This window comes from Alteromonas sp. 14N.309.X.WAT.G.H12, assembly GCF_036697315.1.
Classification (GTDB): domain Bacteria; phylum Pseudomonadota; class Gammaproteobacteria; order Enterobacterales; family Alteromonadaceae; genus Alteromonas.
Genome location: NZ_JBAHZB010000073.1, coordinates 1 through 17077, shown reverse-complemented (window position 1 = coordinate 17077; position 17077 = coordinate 1). Strand labels below are relative to the sequence as shown.

The following is a 17077-nucleotide window of genomic DNA, read 5'->3' as shown; positions in this document are numbered from 1 at the left end:
CGTTATGTCTGTGCACCTTAGTGCCGCCTCCTGCAATGGTTCGCCAACATTGCCAGTCAGGGCGATGTGACGGCATTACTGGATGAATTAGATGAATCTGGCGTAAAGTCCTCAGGGGACTGTTACTTCCTTCCCTATTTAAGTGGTGAACGCACCCCGTATAACAATCCTGCCATGAAAGGACGTTTTGTGGGTCTTACCCAGCAAACCACCCGCGCGCATATGACCTACGCAGTATTAGAAGGCGTGGCCTTTGCGCTCAAAGATGGCTTGCAGGTGATTAACGACGCGAAAGTAGCCATCGATTCCCTGTCTATTATCGGCGGTGGCGCTAAAAGTCACTATTGGCGACAACTCATTTGCGACACTTTAGGCTTGCCCATCACATACCGCGCCGGAGGTGATGTCGGCCCGGCGTTGGGCGCTGCCAGACTCGCCGCAATGTCTGAAAACGACGTTGAGCTAACCAACATTGCCCGTGCGGTTCCTAAGGCCATTGCAAACCATCACCCCAACGTGGAACGACAAAAGGCACTGCAAACGCGTTACCAAACATTCCGCCATCTGGCCGCAGAGACCTTGTAATGCATCTTCCCTACTCTGTTGCTTTTCACTTTCCCATTTAAAAGCAACAAATCCCCGTCGCTTTTTACCCCCCAAATACCCACCCATTCGTGGGTATTTTGCAAACTAACGAATTTAAAAATCCGGATAAGAAAAAACGTAATTGTTAGCAGAATGTGAACAGGGAATACTTCCTGTTACATAAACAATGGAGAGTTCTTATGGCGCAATATTTTGACGCAATAACTAAAATTCAATACGAAGGCCCATCATCTGAAAATCCACTGGCATTTAGACACTACAATGCCGATGAAGTCATCATGGGCAAAACCATGAAAGAACATTTACGTTTTGCCGCCTGCTACTGGCATAACTTCTGTTGGGATGGCGCGGATGTATTTGGCGCAGGGACCTTTAAACGCCCTTGGTTACAACCCGGCGATGCCATGAGCCGAGCGAAACAAAAAGCGGACGTGGCTTTTGAGTTTTTCAGTAAGCTCGGCGTTCCCTATTATTGTTTTCACGATGTTGACGTATCACCAGAAGGTAACAGCTTAAAAGAATATAAAGAAAACTTTGCCCAAATGGTGGATGTCCTTGAGCAAAAACAGGACGAAACAAACCTGCAGCTTTTGTGGGGTACCGCCAACCTGTTCAGTCATCCCCGCTATGCCGGCGGCGCAGCAACCAGCCCAGATCCCAGTGTCTTTGCTTATGCAGCCACCCAAGTCTGTCACGCGCTCAATGCCACTCACCGACTCGGTGGCGAAAATTACGTTTTATGGGGCGGACGAGAAGGTTATGAAACGTTATTAAATACGGATCTTCGTCAGGAACGAAAACAATTTGGACGCTTTATGCAAATGGTGGTGGAACACAAGCATAAAATTGGCTTTAAAGGGACACTACTTATTGAGCCCAAACCCCAGGAACCGACCAAACATCAGTATGATTATGACACGGCGACGGTTTATGGCTTCTTAAAAGAATTTGGTTTAGAAAAAGAATTTGCCGTCAATATTGAAACCAACCATGCCACCTTGGCCGGTCATTCATTTCATCATGAAATTGCCACCGCCATTTCACTGGGCATATTCGGCAGCGTGGATGCCAACCGAGGGGATGCGCAAAACGGATGGGATACGGATCAATTCCCCATTAACGTGGATGAATTAACCCTCGTTATGTATGAAATCCTTAAAGCAGGCGGCTTTAACTCTGGCGGATTTAATTTTGACACCAAACTACGTCGTCAAAGTACCGATCCAGCCGATCTGTTTTATGGTCACATCGGTGGCATGGATCATTTGGCGATGGCGTTAAAACGAGCTGAGGCCTTGCTTAAAAACGATTTTCTCACCGAAACGGTAAATAATCGTTATCAAGGTTGGCAGGCCGATTTAGGACGTAAAATACTAGAGGGCCACTATTCGTTAGATTCACTGACGGATTTTGCATTAACCAATAACCTTGATCCCCAGCATGCCAGCGGTCATCAGGAATTATTAGAAAATCAGGTTAACCGTATCATTTACGGCTAAACCCGGTTCTAAGCATAGGGGAATAGGCCTTGTTAACCGGCCTATTCCCCTTATCTATCTTCAGCCAGGTCAAAAGGTAAAACCTTTAACCTAATTGTCTTTTTCCCGGTGCTGATTACGGTATTGGGTCGGCGTAAGATTAAAATGACGTTTAAAAATAGCGTACATATATTGCAGTGAGGGATAACCACAGGAACTTGCAATTTCTTTGCTAGAAATGTCGGTCTCTTCCAATAGGCTCTGGGCTCGCACCAGCTTTTCATTATGAATTTCAGCATGTACCGTATGTCCCCGCTCTGCCAAAAAACGCTGCTCCAGATTCGATCGTGAAATACCGATAAAATCAGTCACCTGCTCTACCTTTATGCCGTGTGTGGCGTTTTGTCTGATAAATTGCATCGCCTGAATAACGTAGGGATCGGTAAGGGCTTTGTAATCCGTTGATTGTCGGGCTGCGATCCCCGCCGGAGGAACAAGAACACGGGTCATGCGACTACTGGGTTTAATCAATCTGCCATGTAACATTTTCGCTGCACGATAGCCCATTTCCACACAACCTTGCGTCACCGAACTTAAACTAATACGGCTTAGGTGACGGGCAATATCGTCATCATCAATCCCTATCACCGACACCTTGTCGGGTACCGGAATATTTGCCAGTTCACAGGCCTGTAGAATATGTCTGGCACGACTGTCGGTGACGGCAATGATGCCGATGGGCTTAGGTAAGGCTTGTAGCCAGTCAACCAGTTGATTTATTGCGTGATGCCAGGTATCCGGGCTGGTAGCCAGGCCACAGTAGGTATCGCACGGGTACCCTTCAGCGTTCACTAAATGGGCAAAAATCGTCGCCCGCTCCCGCGCCCATAGATGGGATGCATCATAGGGCACGCCATAAAAAGCAAAGCGCTCTAGCCCGCGACTTTTTAGATGTTCAAAGGCATATTTGACAACTTGATAGTTATCGGTGGCAATATACGGAACCGCAGGGTAATCCTCTTCGTTAAAATAAGAACTTCCCACACCAATAACCGGTTTGTCGGTATGCTTTAATGCTATGCGGATGGCTTCTGAATCAAAATCAGCAATAATGCCGTCGCCAGACCATTCATCAATGTGATCCAACCGGCACAAAAAATCTTCCTCAAGATACACATCCCAGTTCGCTTTAGACGCCTGAAGGTAGTTCCCTATGCCTTCAATCACCTGACGATCGTAAATCTTATTAGCATTAAAAAGTAACGTAATACTATGCTTTACATGAAACATAATCCCTGACACCCACTTTTATATACAACCACACCGACGTGATCTTTCTGTCAGTAAATACATGATAGGCTATATGCCCCTGTTTTCGACGGCGCTGTCCCCCCCATTAGGTTTTGCTTTGCAGTTGTTGCCCAATTTGTTCAAGGGTACGCCCTTTGGTTTCAGGAAAAAGCGTCAGCACAAGCACTAAACTGACTACCGCAAATGCGCCATAAATGGCAAAGGTGGCCGCCGCACCGACGTGCATCAGTTCCCACGGAAATAAAAACTGTACAAGAAAACTGGTCAACGAATTTATGACCCCGACCATGGATATGGCCAAAGCCCGGGTTTGATTAGGAAAAATTTCAGCAAGCATGGCCCACATCACCGGCCCTAAGGAAATGGCATAGGAGGCCACAAATGCCATAATACCAAGTAACACCAAGGGCGCGTTCATACTAATACTAACGCTAAGAATATCAGCGTTAAATTTGTCATAATCATGCTCGCCAAGCGCGGTCAATAATGCCTGTTTAAATACCACGTCAGAATCAAAAACCTGATTTTGCAACAGGTGTAATTTACTCAGCACCACATCGCTCATACCGTTAAGTTCTATCACCGATGGCATATTGAGCTGATATTGGGCCTGAGCAAAACCGTAGGCGCACACTGCCATGCTTACAATAACGCCACCTAGTCCGGTGATCAGTAAGGGTTTGCGCCCCCAGCGATCAATACACGCCATAGCAACAATGGTAAAAAACACATTGATAATCCCCACCCAAATCGCCTGCATAAACGCCGCATTGGTGCCCACGCCACTTTGCTCAAAGATGGTTGGCGCATAGAAGAAAATGACATTAATGCCGGTAATTTGCTGAGATACCGCTAAAATCAGCCCCAGTATCAATGGAAAGCGCATACCCGAACGCAACAATAAGCTAAAGCGCGGCTTCCAATGCCCGTTTTGTTGATCTAGTGAGGCCTGTATGCTTTGCAGTTGTTGTTGGGCACGCGCAGGTGTAAATAACTGTTTTACTACCTGTTCCGCTTCTTTGGTGCATTTTTTTAGCATCAGCCAGCGAGGACTGCGAGGAATGGTGAAAAGCAGCAGCAACCACAAGGCGGCGGGGATCACCTCCATTCCTAACATAAAACGCCAGGGATGATGGGCAATCCCGATTTCTTTAACCCAAGCCCACTGACTTTGGCTTAATTGGAGAAAATAATAATTACTAAAATAGGACAAGGCGAAACCAAAAACGATATTCAGTTGATTGACTGACACCATTTTTCCGCGATGCTCCGGCGCACTGATTTCAGAAATATAAACCGGCGCAATAATCAGGGAACAAAAGGCCATACCGCCAATAAAACGGGCCGCTACCAGCATCCAGTAATTAAATGCCAATGCTGAACATATTGCAGAAATCAGATACAAAACCGCAATAATAATCAGTGTTTTCCTTCGACCTATGCGATCACTGATGATCCCTGCCCCAAGCATGGCAATCAGTGCTCCTAGCGTCGGTGAACTGACCACAAAGCCCTGTTGCCATTCTGTTAAACCAAATGCTTTATCGATAAAGCCAATGGCACCAGAAATCACACTGGCATCGAAACCAAAAATAAATCCCCCCAACGATACGATAAGCGTAAAGTGCAGTGTGGGTGAATACAAACTACGCATCCGGCGCTCTACCTAGGGAAGCCCGTGCCACTAACTCGGGCACAAAAAGGTGCTCAATTGGTTGCTTACTTTTAACGTTGTACACTTCCTGCAAGATCCAGTTTGCCGCCATTTCTCCCATGGCACTGATGGGGTTTTCCACGGTGGTTAATTTAGGAAATAAATAACGAGAAAAAAGCACGTTATCAAACCCCACCACAGATAAATTCTGAGGCACCGACACCCCCGCTTCCCGCGCTGCCGTCATCGCCCCCGAGGCCATTTCATCATTGGCGCAAATAACGGCTGTTAACCCCGGGGTTTCTTTTAACAGGGTTAAGCATCCGTTTTGCCCCGACAATTCATGGTAATCCCCTTCGTAAATTGGAGACTGAGCCCGTTCGATGCCATTTTCAGCCAAAGCACGAAAATGCCCCGCTAAACGATCCCGGGCATCTTTTTTAAGCAAGGGACCGCTAATGTAACCAATCTGTTTATGGCCTTGGTCTAACACCGCTTTGGTGGCAATGTAACCGCCTTTTTCATTATCGACCACAAAGCAGCGGGATTCGATGCCTGTTACCTGTCTATTAATAACGGCCACTGGCACCTCAGACTGTGCCAGGGCTTTCAAATAATCGTCAGACACGGCTTCAGCATGGACAATGAGGGCATCACAACGACGGCTCTTTAGAAAATCAATGGCTTCAAGCTCGCTTTTTTCATCCACATGACCTGCGGTGATGATAACGTGTTTGCCATTGTTTTTTAGCACCTGCTCTACGGTGCTCATCAAATCGCCAAAATAGGAGCCGTGTAATTCGGAAACCAACAGACCAATACTGTTGGTGCGATTTGAAGCTAGGGATTGGGCAATGGCATTCGGTTGATAGCCCAAAGATTCCATTGCATCCAGAACTTTTTGACGTGTTCTCTCACTGACTTTTGCATTTCCATTCATTACGCGAGATACCGTTGCCAAGGAAACCCCGGCCGCCTCTGAAACTTCGTAAATGGTCGCCATAATAAAGAATTTAACCGTTAATTAAGATAGTCCAATGTACCGTTATTTTTCATTGTGCTCTAGTTTCTAATAACAAACGGTACGCCTTTGCACTTGCTTTTAATATTCTCTCTTGCTGTTGATAATTCACATAAATCAGGCCAAAACGTTTTGTGTACCCGAGCGTCCACTCAAAATTATCCATCAAACTCCACGCAAAATAGCCTTTAATATCCACACCGTTTAACACGGCATGATGAACCGCATTTAGATGAGTATGAAAATAATCGATACGTGAATAGTCCTTTATCTCGCCCTTTTCCAAACTATCGTCCATGGCCGCACCGTTTTCGGTAATATAAATCGGAGGCAATGCATAGCGTTCATGCAGATCAGTCAACAAGGTGCTAAATGCATCGGGTTTAATTTCCCATCCCATGGCCGTAACCGGCACATCCTTAGGCGGCACAACGTAAAACCACCCGTGATCATCAGCGGCATACACGGTGGGGTTATAATAGTTAACCCCCAGATAATCCAGCGGCTGATTAATCAACGCCATATCCCCCGGTTCGATGGTGGGTTTTTGCTCCGGTGTTAGCCGGTGAAAAACATCCGGATACCGTCCTTCCATCAAAGGCATAAGATACCACTGGTTGTGGTATTCATCGGCTAATACGGATGCCATTTTGTCATCATGACACTCGGACGCAGGATAACAGGTAGAGAAATTCAACACGATCCCATGCTTTGCCTGCGGGCAAAGTTTGCGCAATACCCCAAGGGCTTTGCCGTGTGCCACCAAAAGATGATGAGCCGCCTGACGTCCATTGGCCGTGCCGGTTTTTCCCGGAGCATGAATGCCACATTCGTAGCCTAAATAAGCAGAACAAAAGGGTTCATTTAAGGTGGCATAAGCGGTCACTTTGTCGCCTAACGCCTGCGCCACCATAGTGGTGTAGCGCACAAAGGCATCGATAGTATGGCGATTAAGCCAGCCCCCTTTGTCTTCCAGTGATTGTGGTAAATCCCAATGATACAGGGTAACAAAGACCTTGATGTCCTTCGCCACCAGCGCATCGACCAATTTCACATAAAAATCAAGACCGCCCTGATTAACACTGCCATCGGTGCGCATCACCCTTGCCCAAGATATGGAAAGACGATAGGCATCCACCTTAAGATCGGCAATCATTTCCACGTCTTGTTGCCAATATTTAACATGTTCGCAGGCAATGTCGCCGTTAGATCCATCTTCCACCGCACCGCTGTGCAAACAAAATGTATCCCATATGTTATCGACTCGACCCGCTCTATCCCCTTCAATTTGAAAACTGGATGTGGCAACGCCATAAATAAATCCCTTAGATAACAGCGGAGAACCCGGTGGTAGGGATATGTTTTGCATCATGAAAACCTTTTAAAGAATGCTCGTCTTTGGAAAAAACCGATATATCAAGACAAACAATACGCCTTATTTTGTTAATAATTCTGTAAATAGCTTGCAAAATGTAAGCGCTTACAAAATAATACTTGTTAAATGTAAGCGCTACCAATTGTTAATTTAACATTAAATGCGCAAAGTTAACACTGAGAGGATATTGTGGATACATCCGTACAACCCAAAGTCGAGACAGACACCACATATAATCAAAACAGTAATTACAGGTTTGCGCTGGTATCGCTGACAACCCTGTTTTTTATGTGGGGATTTATTACGTGCCTAAATGACATACTCATTCCTTATCTTAAGGGGGCATTTAATCTTTCCTTTACTCAAGCAATGCTCATACAGTTTTGTTTTTTCAGTGCTTACTTCATTGTTTCATTGCCTGCCGGCATGCTGGTTTCCCGCATTGGCTATCAACGGGGGATAGTTATGGGTCTGATTGTGGCCTGTTGCGGGTGTTTGCTATTTTTACCTGCCGCATCCAGCGGTATCTATGCCGTTTTCCTCATCGCCTTATTTGTGCTTGCCTCTGGCATTACCTTGCTTCAAGTGTCTGCCAACCCCTATGTCAGTGCATTGGGCGACCCCAAAACAGCACCATCCCGTCTGACCATGACCCAGGCATTCAATTCATTTGGCACCACGGTTGCTCCCTTTTTTGGTTCTTTTCTCATCTATGGAGCCACCGGCGAACACGGCGTCACCAGTGCATCGGATGTACAGCTTCCCTATGTCATCTTGGCATTAACGCTATTTACGCTGGCATTGATCTTTTTATTTTTAAAACTGCCGGCGCTACATCAGGTGGGCGAGCGAACCCCACTTCGTTTTAAAGGCGCTTTGCAACACCGACATCTGGTACTCGGTGCCCTGGGTATTTTTATGTATGTCGGTGCAGAAGTTGCCATCGGCAGCATGTTGGTAAGCTATTTGGTGCAACACTCAGATAGCGGACTTACCGAAGCCAAAGCCGCCACATACATCGCCTACTATTGGGGCGGCGCCATGGCAGGCCGCTTTATTGGTGCGGCAGTGCTACAAAAACTCTCAGGCGGCCTTGTACTGGCTTTTAACGCATTCATTGCCATTGGGCTTATTGTCTTTTCGATGATGAGCACCGGCGATATGGCCTTGTGGAGCATACTAGCAGTGGGCTTGTTCAACTCCATTATGTTCCCGACCATTTTCAGTCTGGCGTTGCACGGTTTAGGGAAAGACACCCCCAATGGTTCAGGCTTTTTGTGCCTGGCTATCGTAGGCGGCGCCGTTATCCCCTTACTGCAAGGCATGTTGGCCGACAGTATTGGCGTCACCCTTTCCTTTTTATTGCCCGCCTCCTGCTACCTTTACATCGCCTATTATGGCTTGTATGGCAGTCGCGTCACGCAATCTAATATCAATTAAGGATTTACTATGCGAACGACAATTTTTGCATCCATTGTGTCTGCCGCCCTCATTGGAGGTTGCGCCGGACCAGAACAACAAGTAACGCAAACCGATGCCAATTTGACGGCAAAAATCTGGCCGAAGTTAGATATTGAAGTTAAAAAAGATCCCGTGGTTGAACAGCGTGTCGACACCCTACTCAAGGCGATGACCCTTGAGCAAAAAATCGCGCAAATGATCCAACCGGAAATTCGCAATATCACCGTCGAAGATATGCGTAAATACGGATTTGGCTCATACTTAAACGGTGGTGGCGCCTTTCCGGATAATAACAAACATGCGACTCCGGATGACTGGGTGAAGCTGGCCGAAGATTTGTATCAGGCGTCAGTGGATGACAGTCTGGATGGTTCAACGATACCTACCATGTGGGGAACGGATGCGGTGCACGGCCACAACAATGTGATTGGTGCCACCCTATTCCCTCATAATATTGGTCTGGGTGCGGCCCATGATCCGGCATTGGTAGAAGAAATTGCCCACATTACGGCCCAGGAAGTCATGGCCACCGGCATAGACTGGGTGTTTGCGCCCACGGTAGCGGTGGTACAAGACGACAGATGGGGCCGAACATACGAAAGTTATTCGGAAAACCCGGCCGTGGTACGGGAATATGCCGCCGCAGTGGTTAAAGGGCTACAAGGCGCGGCAGATAAAGACTTTCTCAGCGATCAGCGGGTTATCAGCACCGTAAAACACTTTGTTGGCGACGGCGGCACTGTGGGGGGAGATGATCAAGGTGACAACATTGCCAGCGAACAAGACTTGTTTGCTATCCACGCCCAAGGCTATGTGGGCGGTCTGACCGCGGGCGCGCAATCTGTGATGGCGTCCTTTAACAGCTGGCATGGCAAAAAACTTCATGGCTACAAGTATCTGTTAACTGATGTGTTAAAAGATCGCATGGGCTTCGATGGATTCGTTGTGGGTGACTGGAATGGGCACGGTCAGGTCAAAGGCTGTACCAACGAAAGCTGCGCCCAGGCTATTAATGCCGGTTTAGATATTTTTATGGTGCCCAGCGACTGGAAACCCCTATATAACAATACTATTGCCCAAGTAAAAGATGGCACCATCCCCCTCGCCCGTATCGATGATGCCGTGCGCAGAATTTTACGGGTAAAAGTACGGGCCGGCCTGTTTGATAAGCCCAGCCCTGCCGCCAGACCCCTTTCTGGAGACTCATCGCTGATAGGCAGTGAAGCCCATCGCGAGGTAGCCAGACAAGCGGTAAGAGAATCCCTGGTATTACTGAAAAACAAACAGCACCTGCTGCCACTTGATGGCAAGCTAAATGTCCTTGTGGCCGGCGATGCAGCAGACAATATTGGTAAGCAATCCGGTGGTTGGTCAGTCACCTGGCAAGGCACCAATAATACCAATGCGGAATTCCCCGGCGGCTCGTCGATTTATGATGGCATAAAATCGCAGGTTGAAGCAGCCGGAGGGCAAGTCACCTTGTCCGTCGATGGCTCCTTTAGCAGCAAACCCGATGTGGCCATTGTTGTCTACGGCGAAGAACCCTATGCCGAAGGCCATGGCGACAGAGAGACCCTTATCTATCAACGAGGCAGCAAGCGTGATCTGGCGTTGCTGAAAGCCCTTAAACAACAAAATATTCCTGTTGTTTCTGTGTTTATTAGTGGCCGTCCTATGTGGATCAACCCTGAACTGAATGCGTCAGATGCGTTTGTCGCAGCCTGGTTACCCGGTTCAGAAGGCAAAGCCGTAGCGGATGTTTTGTTCGGCTTGCAAGATTTCAAAGGGAAACTGCCCTTTTCGTGGCCAGCCACACCGACTCAGGTGGTGAACCTAGGTGATGAAAACTACCACCCACTATTGCCCTATGGCTTTGGATTAACTTTCAATGACGACAATGTACTTGGCGATGATTTGGATGAAACCATCCCAGAAAGTCAGAATGATGATCAGCCGATTTATCTTCTGTCCGGTGCAGTTCAAGCGCCCTGGGTATTGTGGTTACATTCACAAGACGCCAGCCTTGAGGTCAATGCCAATACCCATACCTTAGGTGCGTTAACCTATCGCACAGTTGATAAGGAAATTCAGGAAGACGCCCGTAAACTGACCTTCGACGGCACCGCGTCGGCCAGCTTACGTTTTGCCAGCAAGAGCTTTTTCAGAGAAGACTTAAGTGCCCAGGAGGTCGCAAAAGCCGCATTAACATTCAATGTTAATCGCCATACTGACCTCACCGGTCCGATAACCATAGGCATGAGCTGTGAGGGTGAAGGCGATGCGCCGGGAAGTTGTTCTGCGCAAATGGATATCAGCGCCCAACTGCAAGCCTTACCTGCAGATACCTGGTCCTCCCTCAGTATTGATCTAGCCTGCTTTGCTGACCGTGGCATCGATTTTCAGGGTATTGTGGTTCCCTTTGAATTGAAAACAGCAACAAAAGCTTCGTTAAGTATTGCTGATATTCAGTTCGTTCCTAATGCGGCAGCCCAAGCAACACTGAGCTGTCAAGATTAACGCGCCTTGGTATTCCATTATCGGGTACCACTAAATAGCATGCCGTTCACCTAATGTGAACGGCATTTCAGATTGATGATAACCCCCTCTTTTTCAGAGGGGGTTATTTTTTCTAGCCGTCGAAGGCTGCGATGGCGATATTTTTTTCGCCTTGCCCCAGCAAAGCAAACCATCAACGCCCTTCCATACAAGAATATAAAAAATCCGATGCACAAACGCACCGGATTGGTTCAAATGACAGTCCTGACAGGCAGAACCTAACGGCCTGCCATCTTGCCAGTCAGCTAGAAGGTATAGCGTGCTCCAACAGTATAACGAGGCCCATACTGGCGAGCATATAAAAACTGCTCCTTAAACCTGCCATAGCCTCGCTCAGTTTCGTTGTTAATATTCACCCCTTCCACAAACACGGTGAAATTGTCGTTCAGCGCGTAGTTTATGCTGGCATCCCATTGCCCGTAACTGTCAGCTTGGGTAGCCGGATTATCCGATGATCCCTGGGCCTGTCCCATCCCCACCACATAATCGGAACGCCAAGCATAAGTGATTTTGGCAGACAAGCCCTCTTTTTCATAAAAAGCCTGAAAATTGGCAGAATCACTGATCCCCACAAGGGGGTTTTGTTCTGTCAAATCATAGGGATCATATTCCACATCACCGTCAACCAAGGTGGCATTCACACCAATACCAAAACCGGAGTTACCAAAAGTATGCTGCACTGCCAATTCAACCCCCCGCACCGTCTTTTTGTCATCCAGATTACGGGGTTTAGTTACACGCCAGGTAATCAGCGGATCGCCATCTTCAGGTTCAATCACACCATCCGCGTCGGCATATCCGTTTGCAACAAAGTAATCATAAATGGCACTATCGGTAGCCTGCACCCCTTCGGCTTCTAAAGCACTCACGGCTTCATTCCACCTGGCTCCTTGATAAATGTCATACAGGCCATCGAAGGTTTCATCCGCAGCCTGATAATCAATATAATTTTTCACGGTTTTCTGAAACCATGCGACAGAGGCATAGCTGGACTCATCGTAATACCATTCCAAGGATAAATCGAAATTCGACGCCATATAGGGGCGCAAGTCAGTATTACCTTCAGACACGGTGCGTGCGCCGATTTTCGGGCTGCCACTAAAAGAACGGCCACCCTGTAACAAGCCTATGGGTGCCCGAGTAATGGATTTACCCCATGAAAAACGCGCCACTATATCGTCGGTAACATCCATTTTAATATCTAGCATGGGCAGGAAAACGTTATACTTGCCAGTGAAGTCCTGAAGTTCGACTTCTGGTTTATACACTGTTATCCATTCTGACGCGGCTACCCAATTGACCTGAATGGGCACCAGTACTTCTGCGGAACTGGGCACTTCAGTTTGTTCATAACGTGCGCCCGCATTAACCTGTATATAATAATCGCTGATCGCAAAATCCCATTCGCTTTGTATATAAACAGAATCGGTGGTCTCTTCCACAAAGTTAACCGTAGGTGTACCGGTAAAGTTGGGATCGATGGAGTAAGCATTACTTTCTCCCACCACATCCGCGGTTAAATAAGCAAGTTGTCGGGCAATGGCCTCATCAAAACTGAAGGTATAATAGTAATCAGGGTTAAGGGCATTACCTCCGCCGTCAAAAGCAGTGAGAAAATCGCTGGTATCTTCGCGGACAAACATATTGTCAGGAAAGATTTCTGTATACGATGGACTAAAGCCAGGTCCTCCCCGTAAGCCACTCCATGCTGAATATTCGTTCAGACTTTGCTTGGTGCGAGCAATACCAAAATCCACGCTAACAAGAGGAATATCCCATACGGAGTTATACCAATTGCCATCAATTTGCAGTTGCTGAATCTCAGAGCGTCCTACGGTATGGGTAAATTGGCTGAAGTTAGAATCAATTTCGCTTGGTAGCAGTTCGTTGGTGCCATTCTCCCAGTTCACGTAAAAACTGGGAATTTCACCTGTCCGATATTCATACACTTTTGATATCAATTGGTTCGATCCTAAAATCACCTGTCCGGAGGCCCCTAAACCCTCATCATAGCCGTTGTCCGTTTCATTACTGGAATCATGATAATCAACGGATACTTGCCAATCGTCATTGATTTGCCAGTCGATATTGATACCCACAGATCGCGCCTCAACCCGAGTGGTCTCTCTGCTAGCGGTAAAGGAGCCATCATCACCACTAATATCGGCATAGACAGCGGTGCCGTTTTCATCCAGCTCATAGGCGTTAATATTGCTTCCGAAATTGTTCCAAATTCCCCATCCCACCGTGTTGGTGCCTGTAGTCGCTCTGGACGCCGTATAATCAAGGGTGGCGGTGAGATTATCCGTGGGTCTGACCTGCAGTGTCACTTGTGCATTGGTTCTCTCCCGCTCGACATCGGTAATACCGTAGTTCATGTCTTTGGGGAAAAACGCCACATCGGTAATCTTCGTTCGGTTATCAATAACGTTTGCGGCGTCAAGATCAGGCAAATCCGCATTTTCCTGTAACACCCATCCCTGAATACTGGCACTTTGTTGCTGAAAATCCCTTTCCTGATGAGAAATGGAAATCCCCATACCAAACATGTCGTCATTAAAGGTATTACTATAAACACCCGCAATTTCCGGAGTAACATCATCACCGGCCACATTGGAGGTATCATAAATCCCTTTTGCAGATACGGAAAAATGCTGTCCCGGGTTATTCAGTGGCTTCATGGTAATAATATTCACCGTTGCCCCTAATCCGCCACTGGGGTTTTCTGCCCGGGCTGTTTTCTGTAACTCCAAGGTACTTACCCCTTCCGAGGATAAGTTTTCCAGATTATAAGAGCGGGTAAATCCGGTACCGGGCATTTGACGGCCATTTAATGTCACTAAATTAAATTCTGGTCCGAACCCCCGTACCGTAATTTGGCTGCCTTCACCGTTTGAGCGACTAATGGTAACGCCGGTAATTCGCTGGAGTGCTTCGGCTAAATTTGTATCGGGGAATTTACCGAGTTCTTCTGCCGAGATGGCATCCACAACACCACTGGAGCCGCGCTTAAGATCCATGGAACGCATTAAGCTTCCGCGAATACCACTTACCTGGATAATTTCCACATTTTGCTCGTCCGTTTCATCAAGGGTTTGCCCTAACACCAAGGGACTTAAGCTGGTCCCCATCAGCACAGCGATGGATGTGGCAAGCCGGGTCATGGTAAAAGTTGAATTTTTCATATCTTCCCTACTCTCTTTTATCAATTTTTGTCTGTTGCTTACATAATGTGATTTACAATCAAAGCACGGCTATTGAGTGGTAATTACCGCGTTATCCACGCGATATACCGCACCTTCGCCCTGGCCCCAGGCCGGGAACATCATCACCACATCGATTTCGCTGACATCTAATCCTGCGTCATACAGGGTCTGCAAAGAAAAGGTATAGGTTTGCCACTCCCCTACCACAGGCTCTGCACCTTCCAGGCTGGAAGAAAGCGGTAACTCCACGGCAGTTGCTGCATCACCTGATTCAATTTTGAACAGCCAGGCTGCACTGGCATCAATGGGTGCCGAAACCACCTTCATCTCAAATTGCACCACACCATCGGTGAGCAAACTGGTGGCATCAAAATACACGTCATCATCACCAAGAAATCCCATCACGGTAGCCGTACTGCCAATACGAAACTCGGCAACCACACCATGGGTATCATCATCCACCTCTTCGGTGGGCGTTGAACCGCCACAGCAATCCCAGATAGACCACTGTTCAGCGACCGTCTCATCAAATAAGGTTAGGGATTGTGTATCCGTACTAGTTGAATCAGGGTGATAGATAGCCACGTTATCTAAACGATAAACTGCGCCATCCCCACTTCCCCAGGTAGGAAAAACCATGATCACATCGATGGCAGAGATATCCAGGCCTTGGGCCTGTAAGTCAGATATCAAAAAAGTATAGGTTTGCCACTGATCCACTTGCGGCGTTTGCGCTTCCACGCTGTCAGTAAGGGGCAACTCAACGGCCGTAGCGCCATTATCTGATTCGATCTTGAACAGCCAAGGAGTATCACTGTCAGCGGGCATAGTTAAAACGCGCATATCAAATTGCACGATGCCACCATCAGCCAACGCTGAAGCATCAAAGGGCGTATCACTGCCACCGGCATCAGATCGGGTGTTAAAGCCCATCACGGTAGGGTCTGTACCAATACGAAATTCCGCCGTTATGCCATGGGTATCATCATCGATTTCTTCGGTAGGTGTAGTGCCGCCGCAACAATCCCACATGGGCCAGTCACTATTTTGTTCATCGTCAAATATCACCAGCTCCGGGTAAGCGCTGTCCTGGGAGATTTCCACATTGGCCATGCGATATACGGCCCCCTCCCCTGCCCCCCAAGCTGGAAACACCATAATCACATCAATGGCACTGGTGTCTAAGCCACCATCAGCCAACTCCTGAAGTGAAAATTCATAGCTTCCCCATTCACCCACCGCAGGTACAGCGCCAACCTCTTCACCCGGCCCGGTATAACCACTCATCAGTGGCATATCTACCGCGGTGGTGCCTTCGGCGCTTTCAATTTTAAAATACCATTCGGCAGAGGCATCTATTGGCAAGGAAAGCACCTTAAGATCGAACTTTACGCTGCCGTTTTCAATCATAGGTGAAGCGTCAAAAGTTGAGGCTTCGCCGTCGGGATCAGTGATGAACTCATCACGACTGATAAAGCCAACCACCGTCGCTTCCGAACCAATACGAAACTCATAAACCTGACCTTGTGCTTCATCATCTACCAAGGCAGGCGTAGTGGAACCACAACAATCCCACGCGGGCCAATCTGGGTTCACGTCGCCATCAAAAATGGTTAGGTTTTCTGCCACTCCCGATGACGGCGCAGACGGGATAGGCGCATCACCTTCAACCAGCGCATCGTCCAGAGAATCATAGCCAGGCCGCACGGTTTCACAGCCTGCGCCCGTATCAGGGTTGGCAGAACACTGGTATACCCGAACATAGTCAATGGCGTAGGTTTGACCATTAACGAAAGCTTCTGCATCTATGCCGGTTTCATTCACGGCTTCAGGCCAGTTTCCGCCAACCGCAAAGTTCAAAATTAAATAGAAATACTGATCGAAGGGCGCGTTATCCCAATGGGTGGTTAACTCTCCGGTCACAAGGTCGTAGTACTCAGCAAACCATCCACGATGCACAAGCCCCGTGGCTTCCCCGTTACTGTTATATCTCACCTCAGAACGGCGCTGAGTTGCGTACAGATAATCATCCATATACCAGCGGATTTCGCCTTCCTGCCATTCAACGGCATAGGTATGAAAATCATCGGCAGGATTCTCACCATCGGGTAAACGATAAGCTTGGCCAGAGCTGGAATTATCCGGCCATTCCTTCCCATAATGCAGGGTGCCGTAGATATGGGCTTCAGGATTGCCATCGGCATCCAGGGCTTTTAAATTCACTGACTCAAGAATGTCGATTTCACCGGACTTAGGCCACCCGCCATACACTTCATCAGTGGGCATCATCCAAAATGCCGGCCAGCTCCCCTGCCCTGAAGGCAACTTGGCGCGCATCTCGATGCGCCCCTATTTAAAGTCCGCTTTATAGCGTGTGATAAGCCGAGCCGAAGTATAGGGTTTGACGGC

9 protein-coding genes and 1 pseudogene are annotated in these 17077 nt (G+C 47.8%); 4 read left to right on the top strand and 6 right to left on the bottom strand.

From position 1 onward, the window contains the following. The first annotated feature begins 30 nt into the window (after positions 1-30). Positions 31-585, top strand: coding sequence for a xylulokinase (locus V5298_RS15255; protein WP_332932310.1), 555 nt, complete (start codon positions 31-33; stop codon positions 583-585). A 200-nt stretch (positions 586-785) separates the two neighbouring features. Further along, entirely contained in the window at positions 786-2105 is a 1320-nt protein-coding gene (gene xylA, locus V5298_RS15250; RefSeq protein WP_332932306.1) for a xylose isomerase, read from the top strand. 90 nt (positions 2106-2195) lie between these two features. Here xylA and V5298_RS15245 read toward each other — a convergent pair whose 3' ends face one another. The 4 genes from V5298_RS15245 to V5298_RS15230 all read right to left on the bottom strand — a co-directional run bounded on the left by V5298_RS15245 (position 2196) and on the right by V5298_RS15230 (position 7439). After that, positions 2196-3374, bottom strand: a complete 1179-nt coding sequence (locus tag V5298_RS15245) for a DNA-binding transcriptional regulator (protein ID WP_332932305.1) — start codon at positions 3372-3374, stop codon at positions 2196-2198. A gap of 106 nt (positions 3375-3480) precedes the next feature. Then, positions 3481-5049 carry a sugar porter family MFS transporter gene (locus tag V5298_RS15240; RefSeq protein WP_332932304.1) on the bottom strand — a complete coding sequence of 523 codons (1569 nt, stop codon included), beginning with the start codon at positions 5047-5049 and terminating at the stop codon, positions 3481-3483. Beyond that, positions 5042-6052, bottom strand: a complete 1011-nt coding sequence (locus V5298_RS15235; protein ID WP_332932303.1) for a LacI family DNA-binding transcriptional regulator — start codon at positions 6050-6052, stop codon at positions 5042-5044. The genes V5298_RS15240 and V5298_RS15235 overlap by 8 nt, the downstream gene beginning before the upstream one ends. Positions 6053-6101: 49 nt before the next feature. Continuing rightward, entirely contained in the window at positions 6102-7439 is a 1338-nt protein-coding gene (locus tag V5298_RS15230; protein WP_332932309.1) for a GH1 family beta-glucosidase, read from the bottom strand. Between the two features lie 195 nt (positions 7440-7634). Between V5298_RS15230 and V5298_RS15225 the strand changes: the two genes are divergently transcribed. Together V5298_RS15225 and V5298_RS15220 are read left to right on the top strand one after the other, a co-directional pair. Next, on the top strand, positions 7635-8885 hold the full coding sequence (locus V5298_RS15225) for a sugar MFS transporter (RefSeq protein WP_416351189.1): 1251 nt from the start codon (positions 7635-7637) through the stop codon (positions 8883-8885). A 9-nt stretch (positions 8886-8894) separates the two neighbouring features. Beyond that, positions 8895-11423 (top strand): exo 1,3/1,4-beta-D-glucan glucohydrolase, encoded by a 2529-nt coding sequence (locus V5298_RS15220; protein ID WP_332932302.1) that lies wholly within the window; start codon positions 8895-8897, stop codon positions 11421-11423. A gap of 284 nt (positions 11424-11707) precedes the next feature. On the opposite strand, the gene V5298_RS15215 is transcribed toward V5298_RS15220, so the two are convergent. Further along, positions 11708-14647 (bottom strand): TonB-dependent receptor, encoded by a 2940-nt coding sequence (locus V5298_RS15215; RefSeq protein WP_332932301.1) that lies wholly within the window; start codon positions 14645-14647, stop codon positions 11708-11710. A 69-nt stretch (positions 14648-14716) separates the two neighbouring features. Continuing rightward, a pseudogene (locus V5298_RS15210) lies at positions 14717-17077 on the bottom strand (family 16 glycosylhydrolase); the annotation flags it as partial.